Origin of the sequence: Mucilaginibacter psychrotolerans (assembly GCF_004519315.1) — a bacterium.
Taxonomy (GTDB): domain Bacteria; phylum Bacteroidota; class Bacteroidia; order Sphingobacteriales; family Sphingobacteriaceae; genus Mucilaginibacter; species Mucilaginibacter psychrotolerans.
In genome coordinates this window covers 53,828-79,574 of sequence record NZ_SOZE01000022.1, presented here as the reverse complement: position 1 = coordinate 79,574, position 25,747 = coordinate 53,828, and the positions used below count along the sequence as shown (strand labels likewise).

General features: G+C 47.2%; 25 protein-coding genes. 14 read left to right on the top strand and 11 right to left on the bottom strand.

Going from position 1 to position 25,747, the window contains the following annotated elements; genetic code table 11:
• Positions 1-31: 31 nt before the first annotated feature.
• From ccoN to adhP, 8 genes are all read left to right on the top strand, one after another.
• Positions 32-2,158, top strand: coding sequence for a cytochrome-c oxidase, cbb3-type subunit I (ccoN, locus tag E2R66_RS19325; protein WP_133233632.1), 2,127 nt, complete (start codon positions 32-34; stop codon positions 2,156-2,158).
• A gap of 7 nt (positions 2,159-2,165) precedes the next feature.
• A complete protein-coding gene (locus tag E2R66_RS19320; protein WP_133233630.1) occupies positions 2,166-2,357 on the top strand; it encodes a hypothetical protein in 192 nt (63 codons plus the stop codon).
• Positions 2,354-3,244 carry a cbb3-type cytochrome c oxidase N-terminal domain-containing protein gene (locus tag E2R66_RS19315; RefSeq protein WP_133233628.1) on the top strand — a complete coding sequence of 297 codons (891 nt, stop codon included), beginning with the start codon at positions 2,354-2,356 and terminating at the stop codon, positions 3,242-3,244. The genes E2R66_RS19320 and E2R66_RS19315 overlap by 4 nt, the downstream gene beginning before the upstream one ends.
• A 1-nt stretch (position 3,245) precedes the next feature.
• Positions 3,246-4,622: a cytochrome c oxidase accessory protein CcoG gene (gene ccoG / locus E2R66_RS19310; protein WP_133233626.1), complete on the top strand. Its 1,377-nt coding sequence runs from the start codon at positions 3,246-3,248 to the stop codon at positions 4,620-4,622.
• A 4-nt stretch (positions 4,623-4,626) separates the two neighbouring features.
• Entirely contained in the window at positions 4,627-5,049 is a 423-nt protein-coding gene (locus E2R66_RS19305) for a FixH family protein (protein ID WP_133233624.1), read from the top strand.
• Positions 5,046-5,732 (top strand): sulfite exporter TauE/SafE family protein, encoded by a 687-nt coding sequence (locus E2R66_RS19300; RefSeq protein WP_133233622.1) that lies wholly within the window; start codon positions 5,046-5,048, stop codon positions 5,730-5,732. Before E2R66_RS19305 ends, E2R66_RS19300 begins: the two co-directional genes overlap by 4 nt.
• Before the next feature lie 101 nt (positions 5,733-5,833).
• Positions 5,834-6,181, top strand: a complete 348-nt coding sequence (locus tag E2R66_RS19295; RefSeq protein ID WP_133233620.1) for a hypothetical protein — start codon at positions 5,834-5,836, stop codon at positions 6,179-6,181.
• 38 nt (positions 6,182-6,219) lie between these two features.
• Entirely contained in the window at positions 6,220-7,254 is a 1,035-nt protein-coding gene (adhP, locus tag E2R66_RS19290; protein ID WP_133233618.1) for an alcohol dehydrogenase AdhP, read from the top strand.
• 460 nt (positions 7,255-7,714) lie between these two features.
• On the opposite strand, the gene hemN is transcribed toward adhP, so the two are convergent.
• From hemN to E2R66_RS19270, 4 genes are all read right to left on the bottom strand, one after another.
• Complete coding sequence (hemN, locus tag E2R66_RS19285) at positions 7,715-9,085, bottom strand: oxygen-independent coproporphyrinogen III oxidase (RefSeq protein WP_133233616.1); 1,371 nt, start codon at positions 9,083-9,085, stop codon at positions 7,715-7,717.
• Between the two features lie 89 nt (positions 9,086-9,174).
• The gene (locus tag E2R66_RS19280; RefSeq protein WP_133233614.1) at positions 9,175-10,200 is read right to left on the bottom strand and encodes a 2-hydroxyacid dehydrogenase; all 1,026 of its coding nucleotides are present in this window, start codon (positions 10,198-10,200) and stop codon (positions 9,175-9,177) included.
• A gap of 79 nt (positions 10,201-10,279) precedes the next feature.
• A complete protein-coding gene (locus tag E2R66_RS19275) occupies positions 10,280-11,329 on the bottom strand; it encodes a response regulator (RefSeq protein WP_133233612.1) in 1,050 nt (349 codons plus the stop codon).
• Entirely contained in the window at positions 11,322-12,512 is a 1,191-nt protein-coding gene (locus E2R66_RS19270; protein WP_133233610.1) for a PAS domain-containing sensor histidine kinase, read from the bottom strand. Before E2R66_RS19270 ends, E2R66_RS19275 begins: the two co-directional genes overlap by 8 nt.
• Before the next feature lie 228 nt (positions 12,513-12,740).
• On the opposite strand from E2R66_RS19270, the gene E2R66_RS19265 reads away from it, so the two are divergent.
• The 5 genes from E2R66_RS19265 to E2R66_RS19245 all read left to right on the top strand — a co-directional run bounded on the left by E2R66_RS19265 (position 12,741) and on the right by E2R66_RS19245 (position 17,819).
• Positions 12,741-13,553, top strand: a complete 813-nt coding sequence (locus E2R66_RS19265) for a universal stress protein (protein ID WP_133233608.1) — start codon at positions 12,741-12,743, stop codon at positions 13,551-13,553.
• Between the two features lie 4 nt (positions 13,554-13,557).
• Positions 13,558-14,277, top strand: coding sequence for an LOG family protein (locus E2R66_RS19260; protein ID WP_133233606.1), 720 nt, complete (start codon positions 13,558-13,560; stop codon positions 14,275-14,277).
• Between the two features lie 260 nt (positions 14,278-14,537).
• Positions 14,538-14,984, top strand: coding sequence for a hypothetical protein (locus E2R66_RS19255; protein ID WP_133233604.1), 447 nt, complete (start codon positions 14,538-14,540; stop codon positions 14,982-14,984).
• A 156-nt stretch (positions 14,985-15,140) separates the two neighbouring features.
• Positions 15,141-16,805, top strand: a complete 1,665-nt coding sequence (locus tag E2R66_RS19250) for a L,D-transpeptidase scaffold domain-containing protein (RefSeq protein ID WP_133233602.1) — start codon at positions 15,141-15,143, stop codon at positions 16,803-16,805.
• A gap of 132 nt (positions 16,806-16,937) precedes the next feature.
• Positions 16,938-17,819 (top strand): universal stress protein, encoded by an 882-nt coding sequence (locus E2R66_RS19245; RefSeq protein WP_133233600.1) that lies wholly within the window; start codon positions 16,938-16,940, stop codon positions 17,817-17,819.
• A 25-nt stretch (positions 17,820-17,844) separates the two neighbouring features.
• On the opposite strand, the gene E2R66_RS19240 is transcribed toward E2R66_RS19245, so the two are convergent.
• The 3 genes from E2R66_RS19240 to E2R66_RS19230 all read right to left on the bottom strand — a co-directional run bounded on the left by E2R66_RS19240 (position 17,845) and on the right by E2R66_RS19230 (position 20,983).
• A complete protein-coding gene (locus E2R66_RS19240) occupies positions 17,845-18,636 on the bottom strand; it encodes a DUF3050 domain-containing protein (RefSeq protein ID WP_133233598.1) in 792 nt (263 codons plus the stop codon).
• 131 nt (positions 18,637-18,767) lie between these two features.
• On the bottom strand, positions 18,768-19,685 hold the full coding sequence (gene fmt / locus E2R66_RS19235; protein WP_133233596.1) for a methionyl-tRNA formyltransferase: 918 nt from the start codon (positions 19,683-19,685) through the stop codon (positions 18,768-18,770).
• A gap of 68 nt (positions 19,686-19,753) precedes the next feature.
• Positions 19,754-20,983 (bottom strand): exo-beta-N-acetylmuramidase NamZ family protein, encoded by a 1,230-nt coding sequence (locus E2R66_RS19230; protein WP_317130786.1) that lies wholly within the window; start codon positions 20,981-20,983, stop codon positions 19,754-19,756.
• An 82-nt stretch (positions 20,984-21,065) separates the two neighbouring features.
• Here E2R66_RS19230 and E2R66_RS19225 point away from each other — a divergent pair, with 82 nt between their 5' ends.
• Complete coding sequence (locus tag E2R66_RS19225; RefSeq protein WP_133233594.1) at positions 21,066-22,286, top strand: ABC transporter permease; 1,221 nt, start codon at positions 21,066-21,068, stop codon at positions 22,284-22,286.
• Between the two features lie 121 nt (positions 22,287-22,407).
• Here the strand turns inward: E2R66_RS19225 and E2R66_RS19220 are convergent, their stop codons facing one another.
• The 4 genes from E2R66_RS19220 to E2R66_RS19205 form a co-directional block, all read right to left on the bottom strand.
• On the bottom strand, positions 22,408-23,145 hold the full coding sequence (locus E2R66_RS19220) for an outer membrane beta-barrel protein (RefSeq protein WP_133233592.1): 738 nt from the start codon (positions 23,143-23,145) through the stop codon (positions 22,408-22,410).
• Positions 23,142-24,575, bottom strand: coding sequence for a hypothetical protein (locus tag E2R66_RS19215; protein WP_133233590.1), 1,434 nt, complete (start codon positions 24,573-24,575; stop codon positions 23,142-23,144). Before E2R66_RS19215 ends, E2R66_RS19220 begins: the two co-directional genes overlap by 4 nt.
• A complete protein-coding gene (locus tag E2R66_RS19210) occupies positions 24,568-25,122 on the bottom strand; it encodes an RNA polymerase sigma factor (protein ID WP_133233588.1) in 555 nt (184 codons plus the stop codon). The genes E2R66_RS19215 and E2R66_RS19210 overlap by 8 nt, the downstream gene beginning before the upstream one ends.
• A gap of 139 nt (positions 25,123-25,261) precedes the next feature.
• Complete coding sequence (locus E2R66_RS19205) at positions 25,262-25,702, bottom strand: hypothetical protein (protein WP_133233586.1); 441 nt, start codon at positions 25,700-25,702, stop codon at positions 25,262-25,264.
• Between the last annotated feature and the right edge of the window lie 45 nt (positions 25,703-25,747).

Here is a 25,747-nt window from a genome sequence, read left to right as displayed (position 1 = left end):
AATTTTACCACCGAAATAAAAATCACAATATATGGAGCCGGAGAAATTTTATTATGATAACAAGATCGTGCGCAACTTTGGTATTGCAACCATTGTTTGGGGCATCATCGGGATGACGGTAGGGCTTATTGCAGCCATACAACTGTTTCATCCCGCTGCCAATATGGGCAATCAATACACTACTTTCGGGCGCATCAGGCCACTGCATACCAATGCGGTAATCTTTGCGTTTGTGGGCAATGCTATATTCATGGGCGTTTATTATTCGCTGCAAAGGCTGCTTAAGGCCAGGATGTTCAGCACCGCGCTCAGCCAGATACACTTCTGGGGCTGGCAACTAATCATCGTATCGGCAGTAATTACTTTGCCGCTTGGCCTAACCACATCACACGAATATGCCGAACTGGAATGGCCCATCGATATAGCCATTACGTTGATATGGGTTGTGTTCGGTGTTAATATGTTCGGTACCATTTTCAAACGCCGCGAGCGGCATTTATATGTAGCCATTTGGTTTTACATTGCCACTTTTGTTACCATAGCGGTGCTGCATATCGTAAACTCTTTCGAGCTGCCGGTATCGCCATTCAAAAGCTATATGGTTTATGCCGGTGTGCAGGATGCATTGGTGCAATGGTGGTACGGCCACAACGCTGTGGCATTTTTCCTTACCACGCCATACCTGGGCATGATGTATTACTTCCTGCCTAAAATGGCCAACCGCCCAATTTATTCTTATAAGCTTAGTATCCTGCACTTTTGGGCACTGATATTTATATACATATGGGCAGGTCCGCACCACTTGTTATACACCACATTACCTGGCTGGGCGCAATCATTAGGTGTGGCCTTTTCTATCATGCTGATAGCGCCAAGTTGGGGAGGTATGATCAACGGCTTGCTTACGCTACGCGGGGCCTGGGATAAGGTACGCGAAGATGTAGTGCTTAAGTTTATGGTAGTAGGCCTTACTGCTTACGGTATGGCCACTTTCGAAGGGCCTATGTTATCGCTTAAACAAGTAAATAGCATAGCTCACTTTTCCGATTGGATAGTAGCGCACGTACACGTGGGTGCTTTGGGCTGGAATGGCTTCCTCACTTTTGCCATTTTGTATTGGCTAATGCCGAGAATGTACAAAACCGAGCTTTACTCCAAAAAACTGGCCTCTTTCCACTTTTGGATAGGCACGCTGGGTATATTGTTTTATGCCATACCCATGTATTGGGCAGGTTTTACCCAGGGCTTAATGCTGAAGGAGTTTACACCCGAAGGCATATTGAAATACCCTAACTTTTTACAGACTACCCTATTAATCATCCCGATGCATATCATGCGTTCGGTAGGTGGGGCCATGTATTTACTGGGTGTTATTGTAATGGCCTATAACCTTTTCAAAACCATGCGGCAGGGCAAACTGGTAGCCAACGAGCCTGCACAGGCTATGGCGCTGGAGCCAGTACACACTATCGAGCGCGAAAAAGCCTGGCACCGCCGGTTGGAACGTAAACCCATACAATTGATGGTGGCTGCCTTAGTGGTTATCCTCATCGGTACGGTTATCGAGCTGATGCCTACGCTTACCATATCATCTAACGTGCCTACTATTGCCAGCGTAAAACCATATACCCCGCTGGAACTGCAGGGCCGCGATATATATATTAGAGAAGGCTGCTCTAACTGTCACTCACAAACTGTAAGACCTTTCCGTTCAGAAACGGAGCGTTACGGTGAGTACAGCAAGGCAGGCGAGTTCGTGTACGATCATCCGTTCTTGTGGGGATCTAAGCGTACAGGCCCCGATTTGGCCCGTGAAGGTCAGAAATACGGCAATGCCTGGCATTATAACCACATGATGGATCCCCGCGTGATGTCACAAGGCAGTATTATGCCAAATTACGATTGGTTAATAAGCCAGAAGCTTGACACCGCTTCTACACCAGCCAAAATACGCGCCATGCAAACCCTGGGCGTGCCATATCCTGCGGGCTACGACAAAATAGCCAACAGAGAACTTGACAAACAGGCAAAAGATATTGCCGATAACCTGGCCAAGGATAAGATAAAAGTGCAGAGCAATAAAGAGATAATAGCCGTGATAGCTTATCTGCAACGCCTGGGAGTAGATATTAAAGCAACCAAAACCACCAATAAATAACCATATCATGTTTAAGCAATTTACAGAAAACATACAAGGGAATCAGGTGTACCTGCTTTTCTCACTGGGGATATTTTTAGTGTTTTTTATTATTGTAACCGTGCTGCTGCTCAGGCTCAAAAAAAGCCATGTAGATCATATGAGCGCCATCCCCCTGAATGATAACGAAGGCGAAGTACTTAACACCCAATTGCCATGAAATACTTACGTTTAATATTGCTTGCTGTTTTTGTAATGTTTTTGCAACCCGCAAGCGCCCAAAATGATAGCCTTGTATCTCCTGAGATGCAAAATTATATTGGCTACGGTGCCATCATCGCCATGATGCTGCTGTTCCTGTTAGCGCTTTTGATGATACTGCGCACTTTTAAAGTGCTTACCAAAGTTATTTTGAAAAGCCAGGGTTATACCAACCAGCAAATTGCTGCCGAACTAAAGCCTGCAAAGGCCGAGGCCAAACCCAAGGCGCAGGTTTGGAACAAGTTATTATCCTTAAGGCCACTATCCGAAGAAAAGGATATGATTATGGAACACGAGTATGATGGCATACAGGAGCTTGACAACCCCACGCCGGCCTGGTTTATGGTGCTTTTTTATAGTACCATAGCATTTGCAGTGTGCTATCTGCTCATATACCATGTTTTTGGGCTGGCACCTTTGCAGTATGATGAGTATAAAAACGAGGTTGCACAGGCTGATGCGGCGCAAAAGGTGTACCTGAGTAAAGCTGCAAACCGTGTAGACGAGAATACGGTAAAATTTGTTAGCGATCCGGAAGTGATCGCATCGGGGCAGGCTGTGTTTAAACAAAACTGCGCAGCTTGTCATGGCGAACACGGTCAGGGTGTAGTTGGCCCCAACCTTACCGATGAGTATTGGTTACATGGGCACAAGATTGGCGACATATTCAAAACCGTGAAATATGGTGTGTTGAGCAAAGGCATGCCTACCTGGGAAAAGCAGCTATCGCCCAAGCAGATATCCGATGTGGCTAACTATATATTGTCATTGAAAGATACACATCCGGCGGCTGCAAAAGAACCGCAAGGAACCAAAGAAGAAGATAATAAAATAGCAGCAAACTAAAATGGACGCATCGATAACGATTGGGAGCGAAGGTAAGAGGAGGTGGCTATATCCATCGTTGCGTAAAGGCAGGTTTTACAAGTGGCGGAGCATCATTAGCTATGTGTACCTGGTGTTCTTTTTTGCGGGGCCGTTCCTGCGGATAAACGGGCAGCCGCTATTGCTGCTGAATGTGTTGGAACGGCACTTTGTGATAGCGGGACAGGTTTTTTGGCCGCAGGATATCTTTCTGTTTGTGCTGGCCACGCTCGTGTTCATTGTTTGCGTGGCCCTGTTTACGCTGGCTTTCGGCCGGGTGTTTTGCGGCTGGATATGCCCCCAAACCATATTTATGGAGATGGTTTTCCGTAAGATAGAGATATGGATAGAGGGCGATGCCAACAAACGCAAACAACTGGATGCCGCGCCCTGGGACAGGGAAAAGATACTGAAGAAAGGCAGCAAGCACCTGTTGTTCATCCTCGTGTCGTTTTTAATAGCCAACACTTTCCTGGCATACGTCATCGGCAGCGAGGCACTGGTAAAAATAGTTACCGAGTCGGTTAGCCTGCATTGGGTTGGCTTCCTTAGTATTTGGGTGTTTACTGCCGTTTTTTACTTTGTTTACAGTCAGGTGCGCGAGCTGGTATGTACCGTAATATGCCCCTATGGCCGTTTGCAGGGCGTGCTTTTAGATAACGATACCATTGTTGTGGCCTATAACAAGACAAGGGGAGAGCCTCGAGGTAAACTTGATAGAAATGCCGGGCCATCGGCACCTCCGCTGGGCGATTGTGTAGATTGTAACCTCTGCGTAGCGGTTTGCCCTACGGGTATTGATATCCGTAACGGCACACAGCTGGAGTGCGTTAATTGCACCGCATGTATAGATGCCTGCGATTATGTGATGGATAAGATACACAAGCCGCGCAACCTCATTGGCTACTATTCTGAAAACATGATCGCCAATAATCAAAAGCCTGTTTTTACGCTCAGGATGATGGGCTATAGCGCGGTAATTGCGGTGATGATGTCGGTACTTTGTTACTTTATCTTCAGCAGGACAGATTTGGATATGACCGTGATGCGCAGTGCCGGTATGCTGTACCAGGAACAACCCGGAGGCTACATCAGCAATATTTACAATGCCGAAATTATCAATAAATTCAACGTGCCAACCACCATCACTATTAAAGCAGAAGACCCGGCTATCAAAATAAAATATATCCAGGCACCGGATAAAATTGCCAAAGGCGGCTCTACCAAAGTGGTGTTTTTTCTGATGGTGAAGGCAGCGGCCATCCATACGCCAAAAACGGATATTAAGCTGCAGGTGATAGCCAATAACAAGATCATACAAACCGTAAGCGCCTCTTTTTTAGGCCCTGTAAATAATTAAGCAAATGAATTGGGGAAAAGGAATAATTGGGGGCATGGTAGTATTTATGCTCTTCATCATCTGTATGTGCATCTACATGTTCAATGTGCCGGCAGATGATTTTGACCACCAGTATTATGAAAAGGGTTTGAACTTTAACCAAGAGTACAACCGCGAACAACAGGTAACTAAAGACAATGCCCGCCCCACCATCACACAGACAAACGGGGCCTTGCAATTCGTGTTTAACAGGCCGGTTGTTGGTAACGTCAAGTTCATGCGCCCCTCCAGCACAAGTATGGATAAGGTATTCCAACTCAACTCAGATACAGGGCGGCTAGTGACTATTCCATTGGCCAACATGGCCCGCGGCCCCTGGCAATTATCAATAGAATGGAAAAGCAACAACAAACAATACTTGTATAAAAAAGAAGTGTTGGTAAAATGAGCAGCAACGAGATCGCTTTTTTTATAGGCTTGTTTGGCAGCCTGCACTGCGTTGGCATGTGCGGGCCGCTTGCTTTAGCCATCCCCTCGTTTGGGCAAAGCCGCTGGCGTATGGTTGTAGATAAGTTACTTTACAACAGCGGTCGGGTTATCACTTATACGTTGCTGGGCTTTGTAGTGGGATTTTTGGGTAAGCAATTGTGGCTGGCAAACCTGCAGCAGGCCGTAAGTATTGTTACGGGGCTTATTATTATTGCGGTAGGCGTAAGTCGCATATTAAAATGGAGGCTGTTACTAGGCAAAGGCAATAAAGCCTTTTTTTCGCCGGTAAACCGTATGCTGAACTATGCTTTAAAGCACCAGGCCGGGCATTTGGCCGTTGGGTTATTGAATGGATTTTTGCCTTGTGGTTTTGTGTATCTGGCTTTGTTGGGCGCAATCAATACGCCATCGCCGGTAACTGCATCGCAATATATGTTTTGGTTTGGCGCTGGCACCTTCCCACTGATGCTGCTTGCTACCGTAAGCGCAGGCTTCGCGGGGCCGGCGGTGCGCCGCAAAATAAACGTGTTTTTGCCCTACCTAATGGTTTGCCTGGGCCTATGGTTTATTCTGCGCGGAGCAGGCCTCGATATACCTTACCTTAGCCCTGCCAGGAACCCCGATGGCAGTATTTGCCATTGACCAACAAATGTGACGCCTGTCACTTTTGAAAAGGCCCGCCGTCATGGCTTGGGCGTGGCCAACTGGCCATCTTTGTGGTATAAATTATCAATACACACATCATGGCAACTTTAACCAACACTGCCGCCCACTGGGCCAATAGCACTCCTGCTAAAACCACTACTAACAATTTCCTTACCCGCCTAAGCCTCTGGGCCGATGAGCAGGCACCTAACAAAACCGCTTGGTTTTTAGTATCCCTGATAGCGCAAGGCGTACTCTTCCTGCCGCTGCCAGCCGTATTTATGTACTACTTCCACGCGCCGATAGTTGTACTGGCTATTACACTGGCGCTGTTTTTCGCCAATATTATTGCAGGCATGGGCGGCTCTGGTATCAAAACACTGCTGGGTTTACTGGCCGTAAGCGTTGTTACGCATGTACTGATGTTACTTATCTTTTTGATTTAATACTATCGCATCTTATTCATCTAACCAGTTAAACAAACATGATCCCAAAAACAATGAAGGCTGCCGTAATCCATGAATTTGGAGCACCGTTGCTGATTGAACAAGTCCCCGTTCCCGAGCCAGGCTACAACCAGCTGTTGGTAAAAGTAATGGCTTGTGGCGTTTGCCATACCGATTTACACGCCTGCAACGGCGACTGGCCCGTTAAGCCGCAGTTGCCGCTGATACCCGGGCACGAGGGGATAGGCTATGTTGTAGCCAAAGGGCAGGGCGTAACCAATGTGCAGGAAGGCGATATAGTAGGTGTGCCCTGGCTTTACAGTGCATGCGGTTGCTGCGAGTTTTGCATTACCGGTTGGGAAACGCTTTGTGCGGAACAACAGAACGGCGGGTATAGCGTGAACGGCAGCTTCGCCGAATATGTAGTGGCCGATTCGCGCTACGTGGCGCATTTTCCGGCGGGGGTTAATTTTGTGGATATGGCACCTATTATTTGTGCCGGCGTTACTGTGTACAAAGGCCTGAAGGAAACCGAAACCAAACCCGGTGAGTGGGTAGCTATATCGGGCATAGGCGGACTGGGGCATTTGGCCATACAATACGCCAAAGCCATGGGCATGCTGGTGGCCGCTGTAGATATTGCCGATGATAAGCTCGACCTGGCAAAACGCCTGGGGGCCGATTTGGTGGTGAATGCCAAACAGCAGGACCCCGGCAGCTATCTGAAGAAACAAACCGGCGGCATGCATGGCGTGCTGGTAACTGCGGTATCGCCTGTTGCGTTTGAGCAGGGTATAGGCATGCTTAGGCGCAAAGGTACTCTGGCCCTCAATGGTTTACCAAAAGGCGGCTTCGATCTGTCGATATTTGATACGGTTCTTAACCGCTACACCATCAGGGGATCTATTGTAGGTACCCGTAAAGATATGCAGGAAGCCATTGCATTTGCCGTTGCCGGCAAGGTAAAAGCCACCGTACATACGGCCAAGCTGGAAGACATCAATACCGTTTTCGATAACATGAAAAAGGGTGAGATTGAAGGCCGCATTGTGCTGGAAATAGCAACAGCCTAATTCAACAATTCATATAAACAGCAAGTCGGCCATCGTTTAGATGTAGCCGGCTTTTTTGTTTATAGGTCTAACTTACCGAAGTTCTTGTGCGGTTTTTATTTTATAGAATTTCAAAAAATACAAGGAAATGGTGAGCTCCCGCGGTGTACTTTTGTTCCCGTTTTGTTACCCCGGTGGCAGGATAAAACCATCAAAATTCCCGAAAAAAATCGGTGCTTTTCTGTGGTTTTCGGAGGTTTTTTCGCCTTTCTACGGTTGAAAAAGCAAAAAGCCTTTTACTTGTTTTGAACAGTCGTTTTTAGCGCTATAGTTAAAAAATTTCTGGTTGGTTAAGTGGCTGAAAATTCGCTCGGACCTCGAGAGGAGATTGCCACAGCCCCCAAATGCGCTAGCCCCGTCCGGGGGCTTAGCAATGACAAGGGGGGAAGAGTTGGTGTGGTTATGGCGCTATTACTACTTTCTATACCGCCATGCTAAACAGCGGCGTGGTTGGCTTGTCGGCCCAAAGGCGGGCATCCAGGGCCATACATATATTGCGCAAAAAGCGTTTGCCTTTTTCGGTTACGGTAAGGCCTAAAAAATTGAGTTCTATCAGGTCGTCGTCTTCCAGGGCCTGCAGGCGTTCTATGCCAAATACCAGGGCCTCACAGGGCTCGGTATGGTGGTTCCAGGTGGTGGTGCCGGTACACATGATATTGAGGATGTGCTTGCGCAATACAAGGTCATCCCGGGTGAGTATATGGCCCTTGAACACCGGCAACTCGCCTTGTTCTATCAGCCTGTGGTATTCTTCCAGCTGTTTTACGTTTTGCGCAAAACCATACCAGGAATCGCTGATAGACGATACGCCCAAGCCTATCATCAATTGGGTGTGCTGATGCGTATAGCCCATAAAATTACGATGCAGCTGGCCGCTCTCCGCTGCTTGTAACAACGAATCGTGTGGCAGGGCAAAGTGGTCCATACCCACTTCTATATAGCCGTAGTTTTTGAGCAGGCTACGGCCAATACCGTATAGTTTTTGTTTAGCGTCGGCATCGGGCAGGTCGGCTTCGGTGAAGCGGCGCTGACTGGCTTTTATCCAGGGTACGTGGGCATAGCTGTAAAAGGCAATCCTATCGGGCATCAGCTCGCTTACCATTTGCATGGTGCTGATCAGTCCGTCGGCAGTTTGCAGCGGCAGGCCATAAATCAAATCGTAGTTAATAGAGGTGTAACCCATACGGCGGGCCTCCATGGTAACCTCGCGCACCTGCTCAAGCGTTTGGTGCCGGTTGATGATGAACTGCACCTTCGGGTCGAAATCCTGGATGCCCAAACTAAGGCGACGGAAGCCAACGGCGTATAATGCTTTCAAATGCTCCGCAGTGGTATTACCCGGGTGGGCTTCAAAGCTGAATTCGGCGCGGAGGTGTACAATGGCACCATCAAGCAAGCCTTCTATCAGTTGCTTTAAATTTTCGGGACTGAAGAAGGTTGGCGTGCCACCACCCAAATGCAATTCGCGTATTACGGGGGTATCGCCCATCATATCCCTGTACATCTGCCATTCCTTTAATACCGCTTTGATGTAAGGCTGCTCTACCCCGTGGTTTTTGGTAATGCGTGTATTACAGCCGCAATAGGTGCAAAGGCTTTCGCAAAAAGGGAGGTGCACGTACAGGCTTATCCCATCGGTGCTGTTGCTATGGGTAAATGAGGCTTGCACGCTGGCTGCCCATGCGTTAGTTGTAAATGCTTCCGTATCCCAATAGGGCATGGTGGGGTAGCTGGTGTAGCGCGGCGCGGCAACGTTATATTTTTCGGTTAAAAGCTTATCCGTTAATGACATGGTGTAGAGGATTATATGAATGTAACAGGCTGCTATTTGGCAAAATTCCTAAAAAGTAATGGAGGAATATTTTAGGAATAGCTACCGTTTTAATGGCTTATGGCAATAGCAACTGCAGTGCGGCAGTTATTGGCACACACGCAGGCTTTACCCACGCATTTGTTTTGATGCCACATATCCAGGTTTTTGATGGTTTGGTTGCATATCTCCTGTAACGATTCTCGTGTGAGGTAGGCCTGGTGAGGCGTTATCAGCACATTATCGCGGTGTATTAGTTGGGTTAACAGGGCATCTTTTACCAGGTCGTCTTCGTGATCTTCAAAAAAGAGGCCTTTCTCAAACTCATAAACATCAAGGCCCAGGTAGCCAATTTTATGGCTTTCCAGTGCGGCAATTACATCGGCGGTATTAAGTAAGGCACCGCGCGAAGTGTTGATGAGCATTACGCCGGTTTTCATCAGCGCAATGGTATCTTTATTGATGATGTGTTTTGTGGCGTGCGTTAAAGGTACGTGCAGCGAGATAATATCTGCAGTGGCATAAATTTCCTGCAGGGAAGCCTGCTTCACTATAGCGGAACCTGCCGGGAAGTTAAGGTCGTGCGCAATTACTTTGCAGCCCATGCCATGGTATATGGCCGCTACTGCCAGTCCGGTATTGCCCAGGCCAATCAGCCCCACGGTTTTGCCGTGGAAATTGAAACCGATGAGCTCATCGTTGGTGAAATTGAAATGGTGGCTGTTGTAATCGGCTTTGATGAGCCTGCGGCTGAGGGCAAAGGCAAGCGCTACAGAATGCTCGGCAATGGCCTGCGGCGAGTATTGAGGCACATTGGCCACTTTGATGTGGTATTTGGCGGCAGCTTCTTTGTCTATGTGGTCCGTACCGGCAGAGCGGGTGGCAATGTACTTAACGCCCATTTCTGCCAGCCGCTGCACTACGTTTGCCGATACATCGTCGTTAGTGAAAACGATAACCGCGTCTTTACCCTCGGCAAAGAGGGCTGTCTCTAAGCTCAATGGGTTTGATATAAGGGTTATATCATGTTTTTTTTGATTTGCCTTGGCCAGGTATTCCTTTTCAAAGGGCTTTATGCTGTATGCTACCGCTTTCATCCACAATAATTTGTTATCAAAGTTATCGTAACGGCAGCGGCCTATGTTTGAGAACGGTCAGGCTAAAAAGTGATCTTCGTCAGTTTTTCATTTTCTGCAAGCGTTTTTCATCTAAAATGGTTATCACACTGCCTTTTTTTTCTATCAGCCCTTCGTCTTTAAAATCGGTAAGCGTGCGGCTAACGGTTTCTGTAGCCATGCCCGCCATGGCGGCCATATCCTCGCGACTTATCTTAATGCTCTCCGCATTGTTTTGTTGTTTATGCAGACGTAGCAAGGCGCCTGCCATCCGCTTACGTACCGATTGATAGGCCAGTTGTAACAGCTGATCCTCCTTTTCGCGCACGTTATTGGCCAGTATCGTAATAAATTCGCGGGCCACCTCGGGGTACTGGTTTATCAGTTCGTCCAACTGCTCCCTGGGGATAAGGCAAAGTTGCGTATCTTCCAGCGTGGTGGCGGTATCTGAGTAAGGTTCGCCCGCCAGCATGGCGTTTACACCCAGGTAATCGTCGGCAGCATAAATGCCGGTCATCAGTTCGCGGCCATCCTCGGCCAGTTTCATGGTTTTTACTTTTCCGCTCAGCACAATGTACAAGCCGTTACCTTTATCGCCCTCGTAATAAATTACCTGGTTCTTTTTCAATTGTCGGCTTTTGCGTTCGGCTATTACCCTCCGCAGTTCGGCAAGGCCGCCGTTTTTGGCAATCAGCGTGTTCAATCTATCCAACGATTGGCTGTAGAAGTTTTGCTGCAATTCTTTTTTCTTCAGCCTGCTTTCTATCGCGGTGAGTAGTTCTATATCGTCGAAGGGCTTGGTGAGGTAATCGTCGGCACCCATTTCCATGCCTTTGCGCAGGTCTACCCGCTCGGCCTTGGCTGTCAGGAATATAAAGGGGATTGCCGCGGTTTCCGGGTTTTTGTGCAACAGATACAATACACCGTAACCATCCAGCTCGGGCATCATAATATCGCAAAGGATAATGTCCGGCTTTTGGGCAAGGGCCAGTTCAACGCCTAACTTGCCATTGCTGGCCTGGTGTACGGTAAAATCGGCCAGTTGCAATATCTCTACTATGCTTTCGCGGATGTCGTTATTGTCTTCGATAATTAAAACCTGTTTACTCATAATGCGTAAATGAAATAGTGAATGATGTGCCCTGGTTTACCACGCTTTTAAAAGCTACGGTACCGTTCATTAAATTGGCATAGCGGGCTACTATATTAAGGCCCAGCCCGGTGCCGGGTATGTTGCCGGTGTTGTGCGCCCTAAAGAACGGTTCAAACAAATGCCGCTGATCTGTTTCCGGTATACCTATGCCATTGTCCTTAATCGTAATAATGCAGGCTTCGCGGTTTATTTCGGTATTGAACTCGATAAATGTATTCTCGCCCGAGTACTTTATTGCGTTAGCAATAAGGTTAATAACGCAGTGCTTGAGCAGGTTTTGGTCTAAATTTACCATGCTGGCCTTACCGGTATGCTGATAGATGATGTTTTGGTTTTGCTTGGCTACGGTTTGCATTTCCTCGGTTATCTCTTCGGCCAGCTTCACTACGTCAAAACTGCTGAAGCTCGGCTCTACCTTGCCGGCCTCCAGTTTCTCCAGCGACAGGAAATCGTTAAGGATGGTAGTTAGCGTGCCCACGGCGTTTTTTATTTTGCCCACATGCTTGCGTATATTCTCATTATCGTATGGCTCGGCGTATTTAGCTATCAGCGAAACCGATAACTGCACCGCGCTTAGCGGGGTACGGAATTCGTGCGATGCCATAGATACGAAGCGACTCTTCATCTGCCCCAGCTCTTTCTCTTTTTCGAGGGAAATGCTCACCTCTTCCTTGGCATCCTGAAGAGCCATCACCGTGTCTTTTAGTACTCGCGTGCGCTCGTCTACCAGTTCTTCCAGGTGCAGGGCGTAGTCTTTCAACTGCTCCTCGGCTTCCTTTTGCTTACTCAAGTCGTGTATAAAGCCGGCATATTTTCTCCGCCCCGAATAATTCACCTCGCTTACCGCCAGCCGGAACGGGAACACCGATCCATCCTTGCGCAGGCCATTAACCTCGCGGCCTATACCTATAATGTGTGGCACGTTGGTATGCTGGTGGCGCTTTAGGTAATTGTCGTGCTGGTTGCGGTCGGGCGGAGGCATCAGGAAAGAAACGTTTTTGCCTGTCACCTCCTCCTGGCTGTAGCCAAATAGCTTGCACGCAGCCGGGTTTATAGTTTCTATCAGGCCCCGTTCGTCTATGGTAATAATGCCGTCAATGGCATTATTGATAATAGCTTTTAGTAAAGCGGCATTTTCCATAGTGTAAATTAACGTTTAAATGATGCGTATCACAAATATGAATAGATCATATTGCTTAAAAAGTAATGCTGCCCCCGCTAAAAAGTGATTTGCATCATGTTTTAGTATAGATACAGCAAGTATGGCGTTTAAATAATTGATTATAACTATAATTTTTACTGACGGCAGTCATTGTTACGCACCCTGTGCAGGCCTCATCTTTACACTAATCATAAGCCTGTAAATACGATGAAGACAATTTTGGTGATAAGCGATAACTCTGCCGGGGCAGAGAACGCCCTTTTGCTGGGAAATTTGATAGCCCGCCATGAGCAGTGTGAAATACTTATTGCACAAGTACATCAACCTGTGACAAAAACGGTGGTAGTGCGCGAATTTGCCCTGGTGGCAGGCAATTCGGCACCGGCACTTGAAGAGCCATTGGTGGTGCCCGATGCGGCCGACGATCCGCTGCAACGCGCGGTGTTTTTGGATATTGCCGGCAAAAAGGAAAGTGAGATAGCTGCCGAAATAAACAGCCGCAATATTTGGATGGTTATTAAAGGCTGTAGCGCTACGCAAGCCGAGGTACCGGGTAATATCATCAACACCAATTATGTATTGAACCGGATAAAATGCCCGATGATTCTGGTACCCGAAAACTGGGAGGTGAAAGATTTAGAAAGGATAGTTTATGTTGCCGACCTACGTTACTGCCGGTTGGAGATCGTCAAATTCCTGGCCGGGCTGGCAGCACTGTTCAATGCAACTGTTTCGGTAAACCACTTATCGGCACGGGGACTGCCACACATGGATGAAGCCTATGCCCTAAGCATTTTTACCAACGAAATATACAACCGTGTGCACTACCCGCGCCTGTTGTTTAATAACACCAGCGAACGCGATATGGGTAAAGCGGTAGATGTAATGATAAACGGTTTGCATAACGATTTGCTGGCAGTTGTAAACCACCGTTTCCATTTCGAAGAAATTTTTGGGCAGTATATCGGCGAAAGCCTGCCGGGCCGCATAACCGTGCCCCTGATTATTTTCCCATATTGATGGTATGAGCACCAACACCGATATACAGTTTCTCGACGGGCCACGATCGCGGTTTAAAGAATTAAAATTTACCATTGAAACCATGCTAGATCTTATTCGTGGGTTGCGCGCTTTACACTTTTTAGGGCCCTGTATCACCGTATTCGGGTCGGCAAGGTTTAATGAGGGCCACCCTTATTATGAACTAACGCGCAAAGCAGCAGGCGAATTTGCTAAACTGGGTTTTACTATTATTACAGGCGGTGGCCCTGGTTTAATGGAAGCCGCCAACCGCGGTGCCCGGGATGTTGGCGGTTTTTCGGTGGGTTGCAATATACAATTGCCGGTTGAGCAAAAGCCAAACCCCTACCTGGATAAGTGGGTGTATATGCGCCACTTTTTTTTGCGGAAAGTGCTGCTGGTGAAATATTCGTTTGCCTTTGTGGTTGTGCCGGGCGGATACGGCACGCTCGATGAATATTTTGAAGCCCTTACGCTGATACAAACCCACAAAATAAAAAACTTCCCCATCATCGTTTTAGGCAGGGAATATCACCAGGAGTTGATAGCGCACATTGAAGTAATGAAGGCAAACCACACCATAGGCAACGATGATATGCAGTACTTTTTGGTTACCGATGATATAGAAGAGGCCGTGGCGCTGATAAAGGAAAAAAGCATAAAGCAATTTAAATTGAAGCCGAAGCGGGAATTGAAACCCTTACGCTGGCTGTTTGAACGGTAGATGAGCCCCCTCTAAACGGCGAAGCCTTCATGAATACCAATTAATAATAAAACAGGTGAATAATCTCCCCCGGGGAGGGGAGACTTTAGCTTCGTTCTCCTTAATTTTTAAGTCCTCCCTACCGGGGAGGATTTAGGTGGGGCTTAAGTAAACGATTTTGATTTATAGCTTAAAATATGCTTTGCATCACTTTTTTTTGTGAATCGCATCAGTTTGTTAGTGTTATCAGTGCCGCATATTTACAATAACTATAAAACTATATGGGAACATTTAACGCTATGTCGGCCCGCTCGTTGCAGTACTATTTAATGGCGAAGCACTGGGCCTCAGATCTGGAATTTTTTAAAGTAGAAACCTCTTTTTTCAAGCACCTGATCGACCGGTATTTTACCAAAGTGGCAGAATTCTCGGGGGTAGAAAACCTCCGCAAAATTATGCAGAAAATACAGTGCCTGCAGGATGACGAACTTTTATTACGGGAGGCGCTCGCTAAGCAAATAAGGCAGTTGGAACTGATGGCAGACGATTTTGTGCCCGAGAATATAGATAGGCTTAAGGGTAAGCAAATAGAACTGGAAGGTTTGATAGCCAATTTGTTGGAGGAATTTCGCCAGGTGAAAAAAGAGCTGTTTACACTCATCGAAACCGTGATGCGCGAAGATGAACATCATATATGGCCGATTAAAACCATTCGGCATCTCAATTAATCATAAATACGTAGGGCGCCATGGTCTCACCCCATGTGCGCCCTCATTTTGTGCCTAACCTGCTTTGCTGCAACTCATTTTATTGCATGACGCCGGTCATTTTATGCAGGGAGTACCGGTTTAACTTTGATATGGAAAACCATAAAGCACAAAGCCATGAAAAAGAACCCAATATTATCAGACCAATATAAGCCGGCAAGTACTGCCAATACGCTGCTTTTAGTTTGCCTTTTTTTGGTAGTATTGTTATTTGCTTTAATAACAGGCACCAGTGCCAGGGCGGATACCAACGTTAACAGCCATGCAGCAGGGAAATCGCTTTTAAGTTTTAATTCCCCTCTTGAGAGGGGGTATGGTGGCTTGTGCGGTGGCGGAGTGTGTTCGCCGCAATGCATAACGTACAAACACACCCCTCCACCCCTCTCAAGAGGGGAATCGCACAATCCATCGCGCGAATTATTTTTTAAAGTGCTTCCCACGAACAATGCCGATCTTTCTACAGAAATCAGGCAGCAGTTGGCAGCCGGAAAATTGGCTCTCAATTTCCCGGCATCTACAGCAAGTTTTTACCTACAGCAAAATTTTAAGGCAAATTGGGTTGCCGGCAGCAACAATGGCAAGCAGGCATGGGCGGCTATGCTCATGATGGATTGCGTGCTGCAGTTTGGGCTCACACATGAGGCTTATCATCCAAACGAACTTTTATATACTACCCTGCACGATATTTTGGAGCGACCCAATACCGTGCCGGCAGATCGCCAGGCCCGATACGATATCATGCTGACCGATGCCATACTTACCTTTATCAATCACCTGCATTACGGCAAGCTGAACCCCCAATACCCGGCAGCAAAAATTGATTTGGATAAAGCAGGTAGTTTTAAAGCGGTGGCCTTGCTTAAGCAAGCCATGCAAAGTACCGACCTGATGGAGGTAGTATTAAGCGCGCAACCAAAAAATGCCTGGTATAACCAACTACAGTATCAAATGCATTTGCTTACCGGGCTTTACCAGGAAGACTGCTATGAAACGCCCGAAGCCCTTATACGCAAAATGGCCATTAATATGGAGCGTTTACGCTGGGCTGATGTGGATACGCTGAACGGCATACAGGTAAACATACCATCATACGTGCTCAACTTTTACCACGCAAGCAGCATCGATACTTTCAGGGTAATTGTTGGCAAGCCCGGCAACCCAACGCCGAGCCTGCAAAGCCGGATAAAGTATTTTACCACCGCACCGGAACCGAAAGTGCCCGCTAAAATATTTGCGAATGAATTGCTGCCAAAGGCCATTAAAGATGTTAACTACCTGGCTGCAAATAATTACGCCATTTATAATTACGAGGGCGAGCTTATTCACCCAAACAAGGAATACCTCATTAAAATAAAACAAAGGCCGGGCAGGTACTACGCCAGGCAATCATCAGGTTGCGATAACGCGCTCGGCGCGGTGGTGTTCCGTTTTACCAATGTGTATAACATATACCTGCAAGATACCCCCGAGCAAAAACTGTTTGGCAAACCCGAACGGGCGTTAAGCTTAGGTTGCGTACGCGTACAATTTGCCGATAAACTTGCCGCTGCGCTGTTGCAAAATGATGGCAGTGCTGATAAAGTAGCTGCCATGCAAAAAGCAATAAATGCGTATCAAACCAAAACGTTTTACCTGAAAAAGGCCGTGCCCCTTGCTATAACCTACCTTACCTGCCAGGTGAAGAACGGCGAAGTGGTTACCTATAAAGATATCTATAACCTGGATGCCAGCCTGGAACTGGCGCTTTACGGCGCAAACAAAGCCGTTGCTACCACGCGGTAGCGTTTAGCCTTGTTGGGTTTAATGGTAATAAGTGACGAGCGTCACCAAAATCAGAAATAATTTATGATGGTCGTCATTCCATAAAAGCGGTTTTCTGGCAAAATTAGCATCAGTAAAAAATTCAGGCATATCATGAAAAAAATACTCATCCCTACCGACTTCTCGCCCGCTGCATATAATGCGGCAAAGTATGCCGTACACATTGCTCAGAAATTAAAAGCAGGCATTAAGTTTTGTAATGCCATAAAGGTGCCTGCAGATTACGTAATGGCCGGGCAGGTGGCATGGCCGCTGGAAGATTACGGTACGCTAAAGAATGATGCAGAGGCTGAGCTGGATTACCTAACCAAAACCTTATCTAAAGAGCAGGAGGCTGCGGGCGGGGAGGGTAGTTTTTACCCCAAAATAGAGCACGCCAGTGATGCCGGTGAGGTGGTAACTTACGTAAAAGAGTTGGTTGCAGCTGATAAAGCCAATTTGGTGATCATGGGGATGTCGGGCGCAGGAGATTTTAACCGGCTGCTTTTTGGGAGTAACAGCCGCGAGATGATCAGCAAGGCCGATTTTCCCATACTGCTGATACCTGCACACGCTACCTTTAAAGGCATTAAAAAAATAGCGTTTGCGACTGATTTGAGCGAGGACGATCTGGAGGTTTTGCAATCGCTGGCGGGCATGGCCCGGTTATTTAATGCCGAAATACTGATAACTCATGTAAATGCCGAGATTGAAGATGTGGCGGCGCAGCAACATCGCGTAGACAGCTTTTTGCGCGATGTAACCTGTAAGATAAATTACCCGCGCATATACTACCGCGGTGTACAAAATAACCAGGTTAACGAGGGCCTGGCTTGGCTTGCCGAACATGGGCAGGTGGATATGCTGGCCATGGTACACCGCCAGCAACCGTTCCTTACCAGGCTGTTAAAAGGCAGCCACACCCAACACCTGGCAAAAGCTGTAGATGTACCCCTGCTGGTTTTCCCCGAGGGTTATAAAGGCGTGTTGGCTTAGCCAAATAATAAATAGCAGGGCAAGCTTAAACAGCCACTTCCTCTTTTATGGAAGCCAGTATGCCATCCCATAGGGCCAGCCTGGCTTGCAGGGCGGCTTTAACGGCGGTTGTTGCTTCGCTCCATTTGCTATCATCTTCGCCGCAAAGTTCGGCCGTCATTTGATAGGCCAACTGGCTGTGGTGATCGCCATCTACTTCTATATGGCGCTCCAGGTAATATAGCAATATATCCACTTTGCCCGGGAGTTGCCCGTTCAGCTTTTTAACCATTTCTATGAACATGCCGGGTATCAAATCCTCGCGGCCGAAGGTAAACACGGCTGCAGTAAGGTGTGTTTTATCGGTAGCAATTACATCGAAGGTATGCCTTACGAATGCACGCGCAGCTTCGGGGATATCGGCGTTTGCCAGTGCGTCGTCTATATCACGTTGGGTGCTTAGTTGCGCAAACAGCGATAAGATGGCCGATGCATCGCAGCCCGCCTGGTCCATGGCTTGCAGGTACAGTTCAAAGTGGCTGGTACGCTTGCCGGTATGGTCTACGTCGCTTTCTTCGCCTGTTACTATTTCGTTGATGAGGTAGCGGGTATTGGCGGTACCCACGGGCATCCAGGGCAGGGTGGTACAGGTTAAATTCTGCTGAAGCGATTTCAGTAGCGACATAAAATCCCATACCGCGAATACATGGTGCTGCATAAATACATGCAGGTCATCAATACTGCTGATGTTATGGTAAAGCGGGTGTGCGATGAGTTGCGCACGAATGGGTTCGATTTCGTTTTTTAGCTGGCTAATCCGTGTATGTTGTTCCGTCATGATGGAAGAATAAACGGCAAAATTAAAGCTTTGGATTTTATAGAAGCGAGCAGATTTTACAGATTAAAGTCATTAAATTTAAAAATCTTGCTGTAGCGCAGCCAGGTAACAGCCGTTTCATCGCAGGGGGCCTAAAACTTATTCCCCCTTAAAAACTCTTCTGTTTCCATACGTTTCTTGCCTTCCAGTTGCAGGTCGGTTACGTTTACGCAACCATCGGCGGTTACAAATTTAAGGTGGGTTTTGTTATCGGTGATAAATGCGCCGGGCAATAAGCCGGTATCGGTAATTTCGGGCGTGGCGTAAAATATCTTTAACGCCTTATCATTTATGGTGGTATAGGCGGTAGGCGAGGGGCTTAAGCCGCGTATAAAGTTGCAAACAGATTGTGCAGGCTGGTTAAAATCGATCAGGCAATCTTCTTTGAAAATCTTGGGGGCGTGTTTTAGGGTGATGCCATCGGTAAAATGGTCCTGCGGGTGCTGGCTGTAGCGGCCACTTTCTATGCCTTTTACGGTTTTTACCAGCAGGCCCGCGCCTTTGTTCATGAGCCAGTCGTGCAAATGGCCTGCGGTTTCGGTACCTTTAAGCGTTACCTTTTCGGTAAACAAAATGTGGCCGGTATCAATATCGTGCGTGAGAAAGAAGGTGGTAACACCGCTTTCTTTTTCGCCGTTGATGATGGCCCAGTTGATGGGGGCGGCACCACGGTATTGCGGCAAAAGCGAAGCATGCAGGTTAATGGTGCCCTTGGGTGGCATATTCCAAACCACCTCGGGCAACATCCGAAAGGCTACTACCACCTGCAAATCAGCATGCAGGGCTTCCAGTTCTTTTAAGAAATCGGGGTTTTTCAGCTTTTCGGGCTGCAGTACTTTCAATCCTTTCTCTACGGCATATTGCTTTACGGCGCTTTCGCTTATTTTTTTACCACGGCCTGCGGGTTTATCGGGGGCGGTTACAACGGCTACAACTTCGCAACCGGCGGTTATTAAGGCATCGAGCGATGCAACAGCAAACTGGGGCGTACCCATAAATATAATTCTCATCTGCTTGTAGATTAAGATTTAGCTAAATAAAAGAGAGCTTAATAGCGTTGCAGTGTTCAACTGCGGTGCTATTTATACAGCAAATACTTGCTGCGTATAGCCTTGAAATTCGATAGGGCAGGCTCCCAGCTTTCCCTTATTTCAGCCTCCGATTTGCCGGCGATGATTTGTTTTTTCAGCACATCGGTGCCGGCAAGTTTGTTGAAGTATGCTATAAAAAAGTGTTCCTTATCAGGGTACGCTTTATGAAAACTGATCAGCCATGCTAAGTTAAGCTTTTTTTGTTGCCTTAGGGTGTCGGTATTGTAATCTTTTAAGCTAATTCCGTAACAAACCTGGTCTTTTAGGGGTGGATTATCGCTCATGCCAGGTATGCTTACTGGTTTAAACGAAAACGGGTACTTATCTTTGAGCAAAGGGCTGCCCAGTAGCTGGAATGGCTGCTGGGTGCCTCGACCTAAACTGATGTTGGTGCCCTCGAAAAAGCAGATGTGCGGATAAAGCAGTATCGATTGCGCGGAGTTTAAGTTTGGCGATGGGTTTACGGGGAGTATGTAAGGCTTATCGTGCGTGTAGTTGGCTACCTTGAATATCTTGAGCTTGCACTGTACCTTGTTTTTTAACCATCCTTCGCCGTTGATCATTTGGGCGTATTCGGCAATCGTCATGCCGTGTACTACAGGGATGGTATGCATGCCTACAAAAGAACGGAAGGCTGTATCCAGCACCGGGCCATCCACAAAATAACCGTTGGGGTTTGGCCTGTCTAATATCACCAGTTCGATGTTGTTTTCGGCGCAGGCCTGCATTACATAGTGCAGGGTAGAGATATAAGTGTAAAAGCGCGTGCCTACATCCTGCACATCAAATATCATCAGGTTGATGCCTTTTAAATCCTCGGGCGTGGGTTTAAAGTGTTTGCCATATAGCGAAATGGCAGGCAGGCCGGTAACCGGGTCGGTACTATCGTTGATGGTTGCGCCATTGGCAGCATTGCCCCTGATGCCATGCTCGGGACCGAAAATCTTCTTAACGGTAACGCCGAGCTTTAGCAAACTATCAACCACCGGTACCTTTTTTGGCCCGATAACCGATGTTTGGTTGATGAGCATGCCGATGTTTTTGCCTTTGAGGTAATCGAGGTAAAGCGGTACCTGGTCGGCAGCGGGCAGCACCGGCAATACCATTTTTTTGATGGCGGTTTTATGGTCGCGGGGCGTTTGGGCAAGGTTATCGCAGGTGATGAACAGGCTGCATAACAAGGCGGCGGGCAACAATATCTTTATCCTCATCATCATTTTATTATACTAAACCAAATTTTAAGGCAGCTGTTTAAGCTTAAAAGCGCATATTTGCGAAGGTACAAAAATCCATCCAGCATTGAGTTTCGCCCGGTTCATATCCAATCGTATCACCTTAAAAAGTAAGCGTACTTTTTCTAAATTAATTGTGCGTATAGCTATTTTAGGCATTATGCTCGGGCTTGGGGTGATGATACTCTCTATGGCCATTATCAGGGGCTTTAAAGCGGAGATACGCGAGAAGATACGCGGTTTTGCCGGCGATGTGCAAATCGTAAAGTCAGACCTGAACAACTCCTACGAAAATTCCTCTTTTATACCCGAGCCGGGGCTAATAGCTAAACTAAAGGGCAACCAAAATATTGCCCATATCAATGCCTTTGCCACCAAGCCGGGTATTATCAAGGCCAACAACGATAGGGAAGGCGTAATAATGAAAGGCGTAGATAAAAACTACGACTGGGGTTACATGAAGAAAATGCTGGTGAGCGGCAGCGTTATCGATTTCAGGGATTCGGCAGAGGCGATGAAGCAAGTGATGATATCCGAGGTGATCGCTAAGCGACTTAAGTTAAAAGCCGGTGACGACCTGCTGATCTACTTTGTGCAGGAAACACCGCGTAAGCGCAAACTGAAGATAAAAGGCATTTTCGATATCGGTGCGGATGAGATCGACAAAAACTTTATCATAGGAGATATCAACCTCATCAAACGCCTTAACGACTGGAACAAAGGCGAAATTGGTGGTTACGAAGTACGGGTGGCCGATTTCGACCGACTTAACCCTACTGCCGACTGGATAGACGATAAGCTGCCGATACTGCTAAAATCGTACACGGTAGTAGAGAATTACCCCGTGATTTTTGAGTGGCTGGGCTTGCTGGATGCCAACGCGCTGGTGATGTTGGTGCTGATGACGGTGGTAGCGGTTATCAATATGATATCGGCGCTATTGATTATGATATTGGAGCGCACCAGCATGATAGGCATGCTGAAGGCCATGGGGGCGCAAAACTGGGTGATACAAAAAGTGTTTTTGTATAATGCGGCTTACCTGATAGGGGTAGGACTGTTTTTGGGTAATTTGCTGGGGCTGGGCATTGGCTATTTTCAGCAGGAAACCCACTTTTTCGCGCTGGATCCGGCAAACTATTACATGGCTTTTGTGCCTATCCAGGTTAGCGTATTTGATGTGGTGTTGCTCAACGTAGGCACCCTGGTTATTTGCTTGCTGGTGCTTATTATACCCAGCATGCTGGTAACGCGTATATCGCCTGTGCGGGCGATAAGGTTTAAATAGAGAAAAAAATATCGAATACCGAACTACGAATAATGAATTTCGAAGGTTCTTACTTCATTATTCGGCGTTGGACATTCGGTATTCTATATTAAATACGACACATTCTCTAACCTCTACTCCTCTAAAATATCCTATACCCCAATCCAATCCTGATTACTTTGCTATGCGCATTTTGTACGCCACCGCCTAAGTAGCCACTCTTATAGTTAGATACACCATTGGCGTAGCTTGCGTTAAGGCTAAACTTGTTTAGGCTTGCAGCCAGGCCAAGCCTCAGCCTGAAATCTTCGGTTATGGTGGTGCGGTCTAAGTCGGTGGTGTAAGTGGTACCGGTGTTAGCCCTGGCAGAGCCTTTCTCGTGGGTGTTATTAATGAAGCCCAGATCGGCCCCTGCCAGGATATCCAGTTTTACTTTTGTAAGCGGTATGCGGTAACCGATGTATGGGTTTACGTTGATGATATTGCTTTTTAAGGCTGTGCTGCCGGTGGCATCTATTGTTTGAACGTATTGAGCCCCGATGGTGGTTATATCGGTAACGTAAAACTGTTTGATAGCTATTTTGCTTTTCAACTGTTCGTAGCCAACCTGCAAGCCAATAATAAAGCCACCTTTGCCAACCAGTTGCCCCTGACCGCTAATGCCATAACCTATCCCGATTTTGTTGCCGTAGGGGTTATTGGTGTAAGAAGAGGTGCCTCCGGGTAGGCCTGTACTCGAATTAAAAAAGGAAACCGATTCTGTTGATTCACCGCTGAATCTGAATAGGCTGGTATATGCGCCCGCGGTAACTTCCAGCTTTTGGGCGAATGATACAGTGGCAATAAAAAGGCAAATAAGGCTCAGGAAGATCTTTTTCATTTTTTAGTTGTTTTAAAGTTAAATTTAAGGTTGACGCCACCCGCCCCAAAATGGATAGCCTGCGCGCCCAGCCCGCCAAGCGGATATTTCAGGAAGGGCTCTACAACCAGCCTGTTGTTTCTGCCTATGGGGAAGCCGGTACCAAACGATAGGTTAAGTGTTTTACCGAAGTAAAAACTGTTGAAGCTTTGGGTGTAGGTTTGGTCTTGGGTTACCGCCGAGGCATAGCCCTGTGCATTTTTATAAGCAAAATGCGAGGTGTACCGTTCATCGATAAAAGTACCCGAGCTTAAACCTGCCGATATATAGGTGTCGCTTTTCTCGGGGTTGAACTCGTATTTGATGTTGATAGGCACATCAAGTCCCATCAAACTGGCCCGGTAGTTCTGCAACTCGGCAACCGTTGCCGATGCGCCGAAATTAAGTGCGTCATTCTGCAGTAAACCCGGGCTCGCCGCTGAAAGTACGCTGTTGCTGCTGCCCGATGCAGGCGGTTGGCCCGCATAGCTCAGCGTATTTTGCGCCAGCGATACGCCGGTAGATAGCTTGATGTTCTTGCTCAGCCGTATATCAGAAGTAAAGCCTGCGCCCGCGTTTATCTGGTTGGCGCTGCCCTGGGCATAGTTCATATAAGTGGCTGCATATACGCTAAAGTCTACCTTCTTCAATTCCTTCTTATCTGTTTTTTGTTTGGCAACCCGTTGGGCTTTGTCTTGTGCAAACAAATCGTCTATGGTTTTTACAGGCTGCTGCGCAATAACGGGGCTTGTTTTGTTGGTAATTACAGGTGCGGTTTGGCCATTACCGCTTGTCGGCACATCAACTGCTGCAACCTGCTGGTTGTTGGTTATTGCGCCTGTAACTACAGTTTGCCCGGCTGCAGGCGTGTTGCCTGCAATAGTTGCCGTGCCTGGCAATTGCTTGTTGGTGGCGACACTGGCAGGGGAGCCGCTGTTTATTGCTAGCGTATTGCCTGGCGTTGCAACTGCGTTGCTTCCTGTTTTACGTGCGTTGTTGGCTGTATCATGGCCGGCTGCAACAGCAGGACCAGCCAAAGCTTTGTTTGGTGCTTGTACGGCACTATCGTTTTTGGTACCAGTAGTTGCCAACGGATTAACCGAGGTAACCTCGCTACCGGCAGGGGTAGGGTTTGGTGTCGCTTGATTCGGCTGCTGCTGTTGTATCTGAGGTTTTACGGCTACGTTATTGCCTGTTTGCGGCTTGTTGTTCATCAGCCACAGGCCTACGCCTAAAAATACCAATAAAAGGGCAGCTGCGCTGCTCCACCAAAGCCAGGCAATTTTGCGTTCCTGTTTCACCGGGAACTTTTTGCGTAGTTCCAGCCAGGCCTCGTCGGCAGGTGGCGATTCGTAATTATCAAACACCTCCCGTATGCGGCTGCTTAGCTTCTTATCAAACTGCTCATCCATGGGTTTGCGTTTCTGTTGTTAATAACTGCCTTAATTTATCCTTGGCCCTGCTTAAATACACACGCGATGAACTAGCCGGCAGGTTTAATATTTTGCCAATTTCATCGTGGTTATAGCCATCAATTTCGTACATGTTGAATATCGTGAGCTGTAGCTGCGGCAGTTGTTTCATTACTTTTAAAATATCCTGTGCGTTCAGGCTATCTATGGCGCTGGCATTGCTGCCCACGCCAACGGCATTATCCAGATCGGTATGGGCCTGGTGTTTTAGTTCTTTGCGGCGCCTGTCAATAGCCGTGTTTACCACTATGGTGCGCAGCCATGCCTTAAAAGGTTTGTCGGTATTGTATGTACTTATGTTGTTGAACACTTTTATAAACGCATCATTTACAACTTCTAAAGCATCATCCTGGTTAATACTATAGCGCACGCTAACACCCATAGCATAGCCATAGAACTGCTTATATAGCAATTCCTGGTGCTTAAGGCTGCCGGTTTTGCATTTACCTACTATTTCATCTTCGGTAATGCGGTGGGTTAGATGCATTAAAAACTGTTAGTTCCGGTTGTTTACAAATCATTACGCCGCCTGCGGGCAAAACGCTACAAATAATACCAAATAATTTATAAAAATAAAAACCCCGTAGCTTTTTTAAGCTACAGGGCACATTTGCCTGGCGGCAATATCAGTTAACTCTTTTTAAATCGTATTGCAAGCTAAGCGTATCAACGCTGTTAACGGCTATCTTTAGCGAAGTGCCATCATAGGCATAATCGTACTCGCCAAATAAGCGCACTTTTCTGATGGTAGAAGTTGCTGAATAGGTGTTATCCTGGAATTTTATACTATTGGCAGAGATGTTCCACAGACCTATACTCCCGGCGTGCACGGTGCTGGTGTCGCCTGTTACCTTGTAGGTAAAATCGCTGTTTAGGGTAACGGATATATTGGCTTTAAGGGTATCAATTTTACTGGCACCAGTTGAACGGTGCAGCCTGCGGAATTCGCCGGCAAAGGTTCCGTTTGGATTGGGTACGGGGTCACTCGGCTTATTAGGGGCGCAACTGCCCAATAAGGCTATCACGATAGTTAACAGGGGAAGTAAATAAGTAAATCTTCTTTTCATGAGCTATTTGGTTTCAATTGGGTTTACGCAGCAATTTAATAAAAC

What these genes read in the sequence shown, in the direction of transcription:
- ccoN (WP_133233632.1), top strand. Translation starts at nt 32, where the DNA reads ATGGAGCCGGAGAAATTTTATTATGATAACAAGATCGTGCGCAACTTT.
- E2R66_RS19320 (WP_133233630.1), top strand. Translation starts at nt 2,166, where the DNA reads ATGTTTAAGCAATTTACAGAAAACATACAAGGGAATCAGGTGTACCTG.
- E2R66_RS19315 (WP_133233628.1), top strand. Translation starts at nt 2,354, where the DNA reads ATGAAATACTTACGTTTAATATTGCTTGCTGTTTTTGTAATGTTTTTG.
- ccoG (WP_133233626.1), top strand. Translation starts at nt 3,246, where the DNA reads ATGGACGCATCGATAACGATTGGGAGCGAAGGTAAGAGGAGGTGGCTA.
- E2R66_RS19305 (WP_133233624.1), top strand. Translation starts at nt 4,627, where the DNA reads ATGAATTGGGGAAAAGGAATAATTGGGGGCATGGTAGTATTTATGCTC.
- E2R66_RS19300 (WP_133233622.1), top strand. Translation starts at nt 5,046, where the DNA reads ATGAGCAGCAACGAGATCGCTTTTTTTATAGGCTTGTTTGGCAGCCTG.
- E2R66_RS19295 (WP_133233620.1), top strand. Translation starts at nt 5,834, where the DNA reads ATGGCAACTTTAACCAACACTGCCGCCCACTGGGCCAATAGCACTCCT.
- adhP (WP_133233618.1), top strand. Translation starts at nt 6,220, where the DNA reads ATGATCCCAAAAACAATGAAGGCTGCCGTAATCCATGAATTTGGAGCA.
- hemN (WP_133233616.1), bottom strand. Translation starts at nt 9,085, where the DNA reads ATGTCATTAACGGATAAGCTTTTAACCGAAAAATATAACGTTGCCGCG.
- E2R66_RS19280 (WP_133233614.1), bottom strand. Translation starts at nt 10,200, where the DNA reads ATGAAAGCGGTAGCATACAGCATAAAGCCCTTTGAAAAGGAATACCTG.
- E2R66_RS19275 (WP_133233612.1), bottom strand. Translation starts at nt 11,329, where the DNA reads ATGAGTAAACAGGTTTTAATTATCGAAGACAATAACGACATCCGCGAA.
- E2R66_RS19270 (WP_133233610.1), bottom strand. Translation starts at nt 12,512, where the DNA reads ATGGAAAATGCCGCTTTACTAAAAGCTATTATCAATAATGCCATTGAC.
- E2R66_RS19265 (WP_133233608.1), top strand. Translation starts at nt 12,741, where the DNA reads ATGAAGACAATTTTGGTGATAAGCGATAACTCTGCCGGGGCAGAGAAC.
- E2R66_RS19260 (WP_133233606.1), top strand. Translation starts at nt 13,558, where the DNA reads ATGAGCACCAACACCGATATACAGTTTCTCGACGGGCCACGATCGCGG.
- E2R66_RS19255 (WP_133233604.1), top strand. Translation starts at nt 14,538, where the DNA reads ATGGGAACATTTAACGCTATGTCGGCCCGCTCGTTGCAGTACTATTTA.
- E2R66_RS19250 (WP_133233602.1), top strand. Translation starts at nt 15,141, where the DNA reads ATGAAAAAGAACCCAATATTATCAGACCAATATAAGCCGGCAAGTACT.
- E2R66_RS19245 (WP_133233600.1), top strand. Translation starts at nt 16,938, where the DNA reads ATGAAAAAAATACTCATCCCTACCGACTTCTCGCCCGCTGCATATAAT.
- E2R66_RS19240 (WP_133233598.1), bottom strand. Translation starts at nt 18,636, where the DNA reads ATGACGGAACAACATACACGGATTAGCCAGCTAAAAAACGAAATCGAA.
- fmt (WP_133233596.1), bottom strand. Translation starts at nt 19,685, where the DNA reads ATGAGAATTATATTTATGGGTACGCCCCAGTTTGCTGTTGCATCGCTC.
- E2R66_RS19230 (WP_317130786.1), bottom strand. Translation starts at nt 20,983, where the DNA reads ATGATGATGAGGATAAAGATATTGTTGCCCGCCGCCTTGTTATGCAGC.
- E2R66_RS19220 (WP_133233592.1), bottom strand. Translation starts at nt 23,145, where the DNA reads ATGAAAAAGATCTTCCTGAGCCTTATTTGCCTTTTTATTGCCACTGTA.
- E2R66_RS19215 (WP_133233590.1), bottom strand. Translation starts at nt 24,575, where the DNA reads ATGGATGAGCAGTTTGATAAGAAGCTAAGCAGCCGCATACGGGAGGTG.
- E2R66_RS19210 (WP_133233588.1), bottom strand. Translation starts at nt 25,122, where the DNA reads ATGCATCTAACCCACCGCATTACCGAAGATGAAATAGTAGGTAAATGC.
- E2R66_RS19205 (WP_133233586.1), bottom strand. Translation starts at nt 25,702, where the DNA reads ATGAAAAGAAGATTTACTTATTTACTTCCCCTGTTAACTATCGTGATA.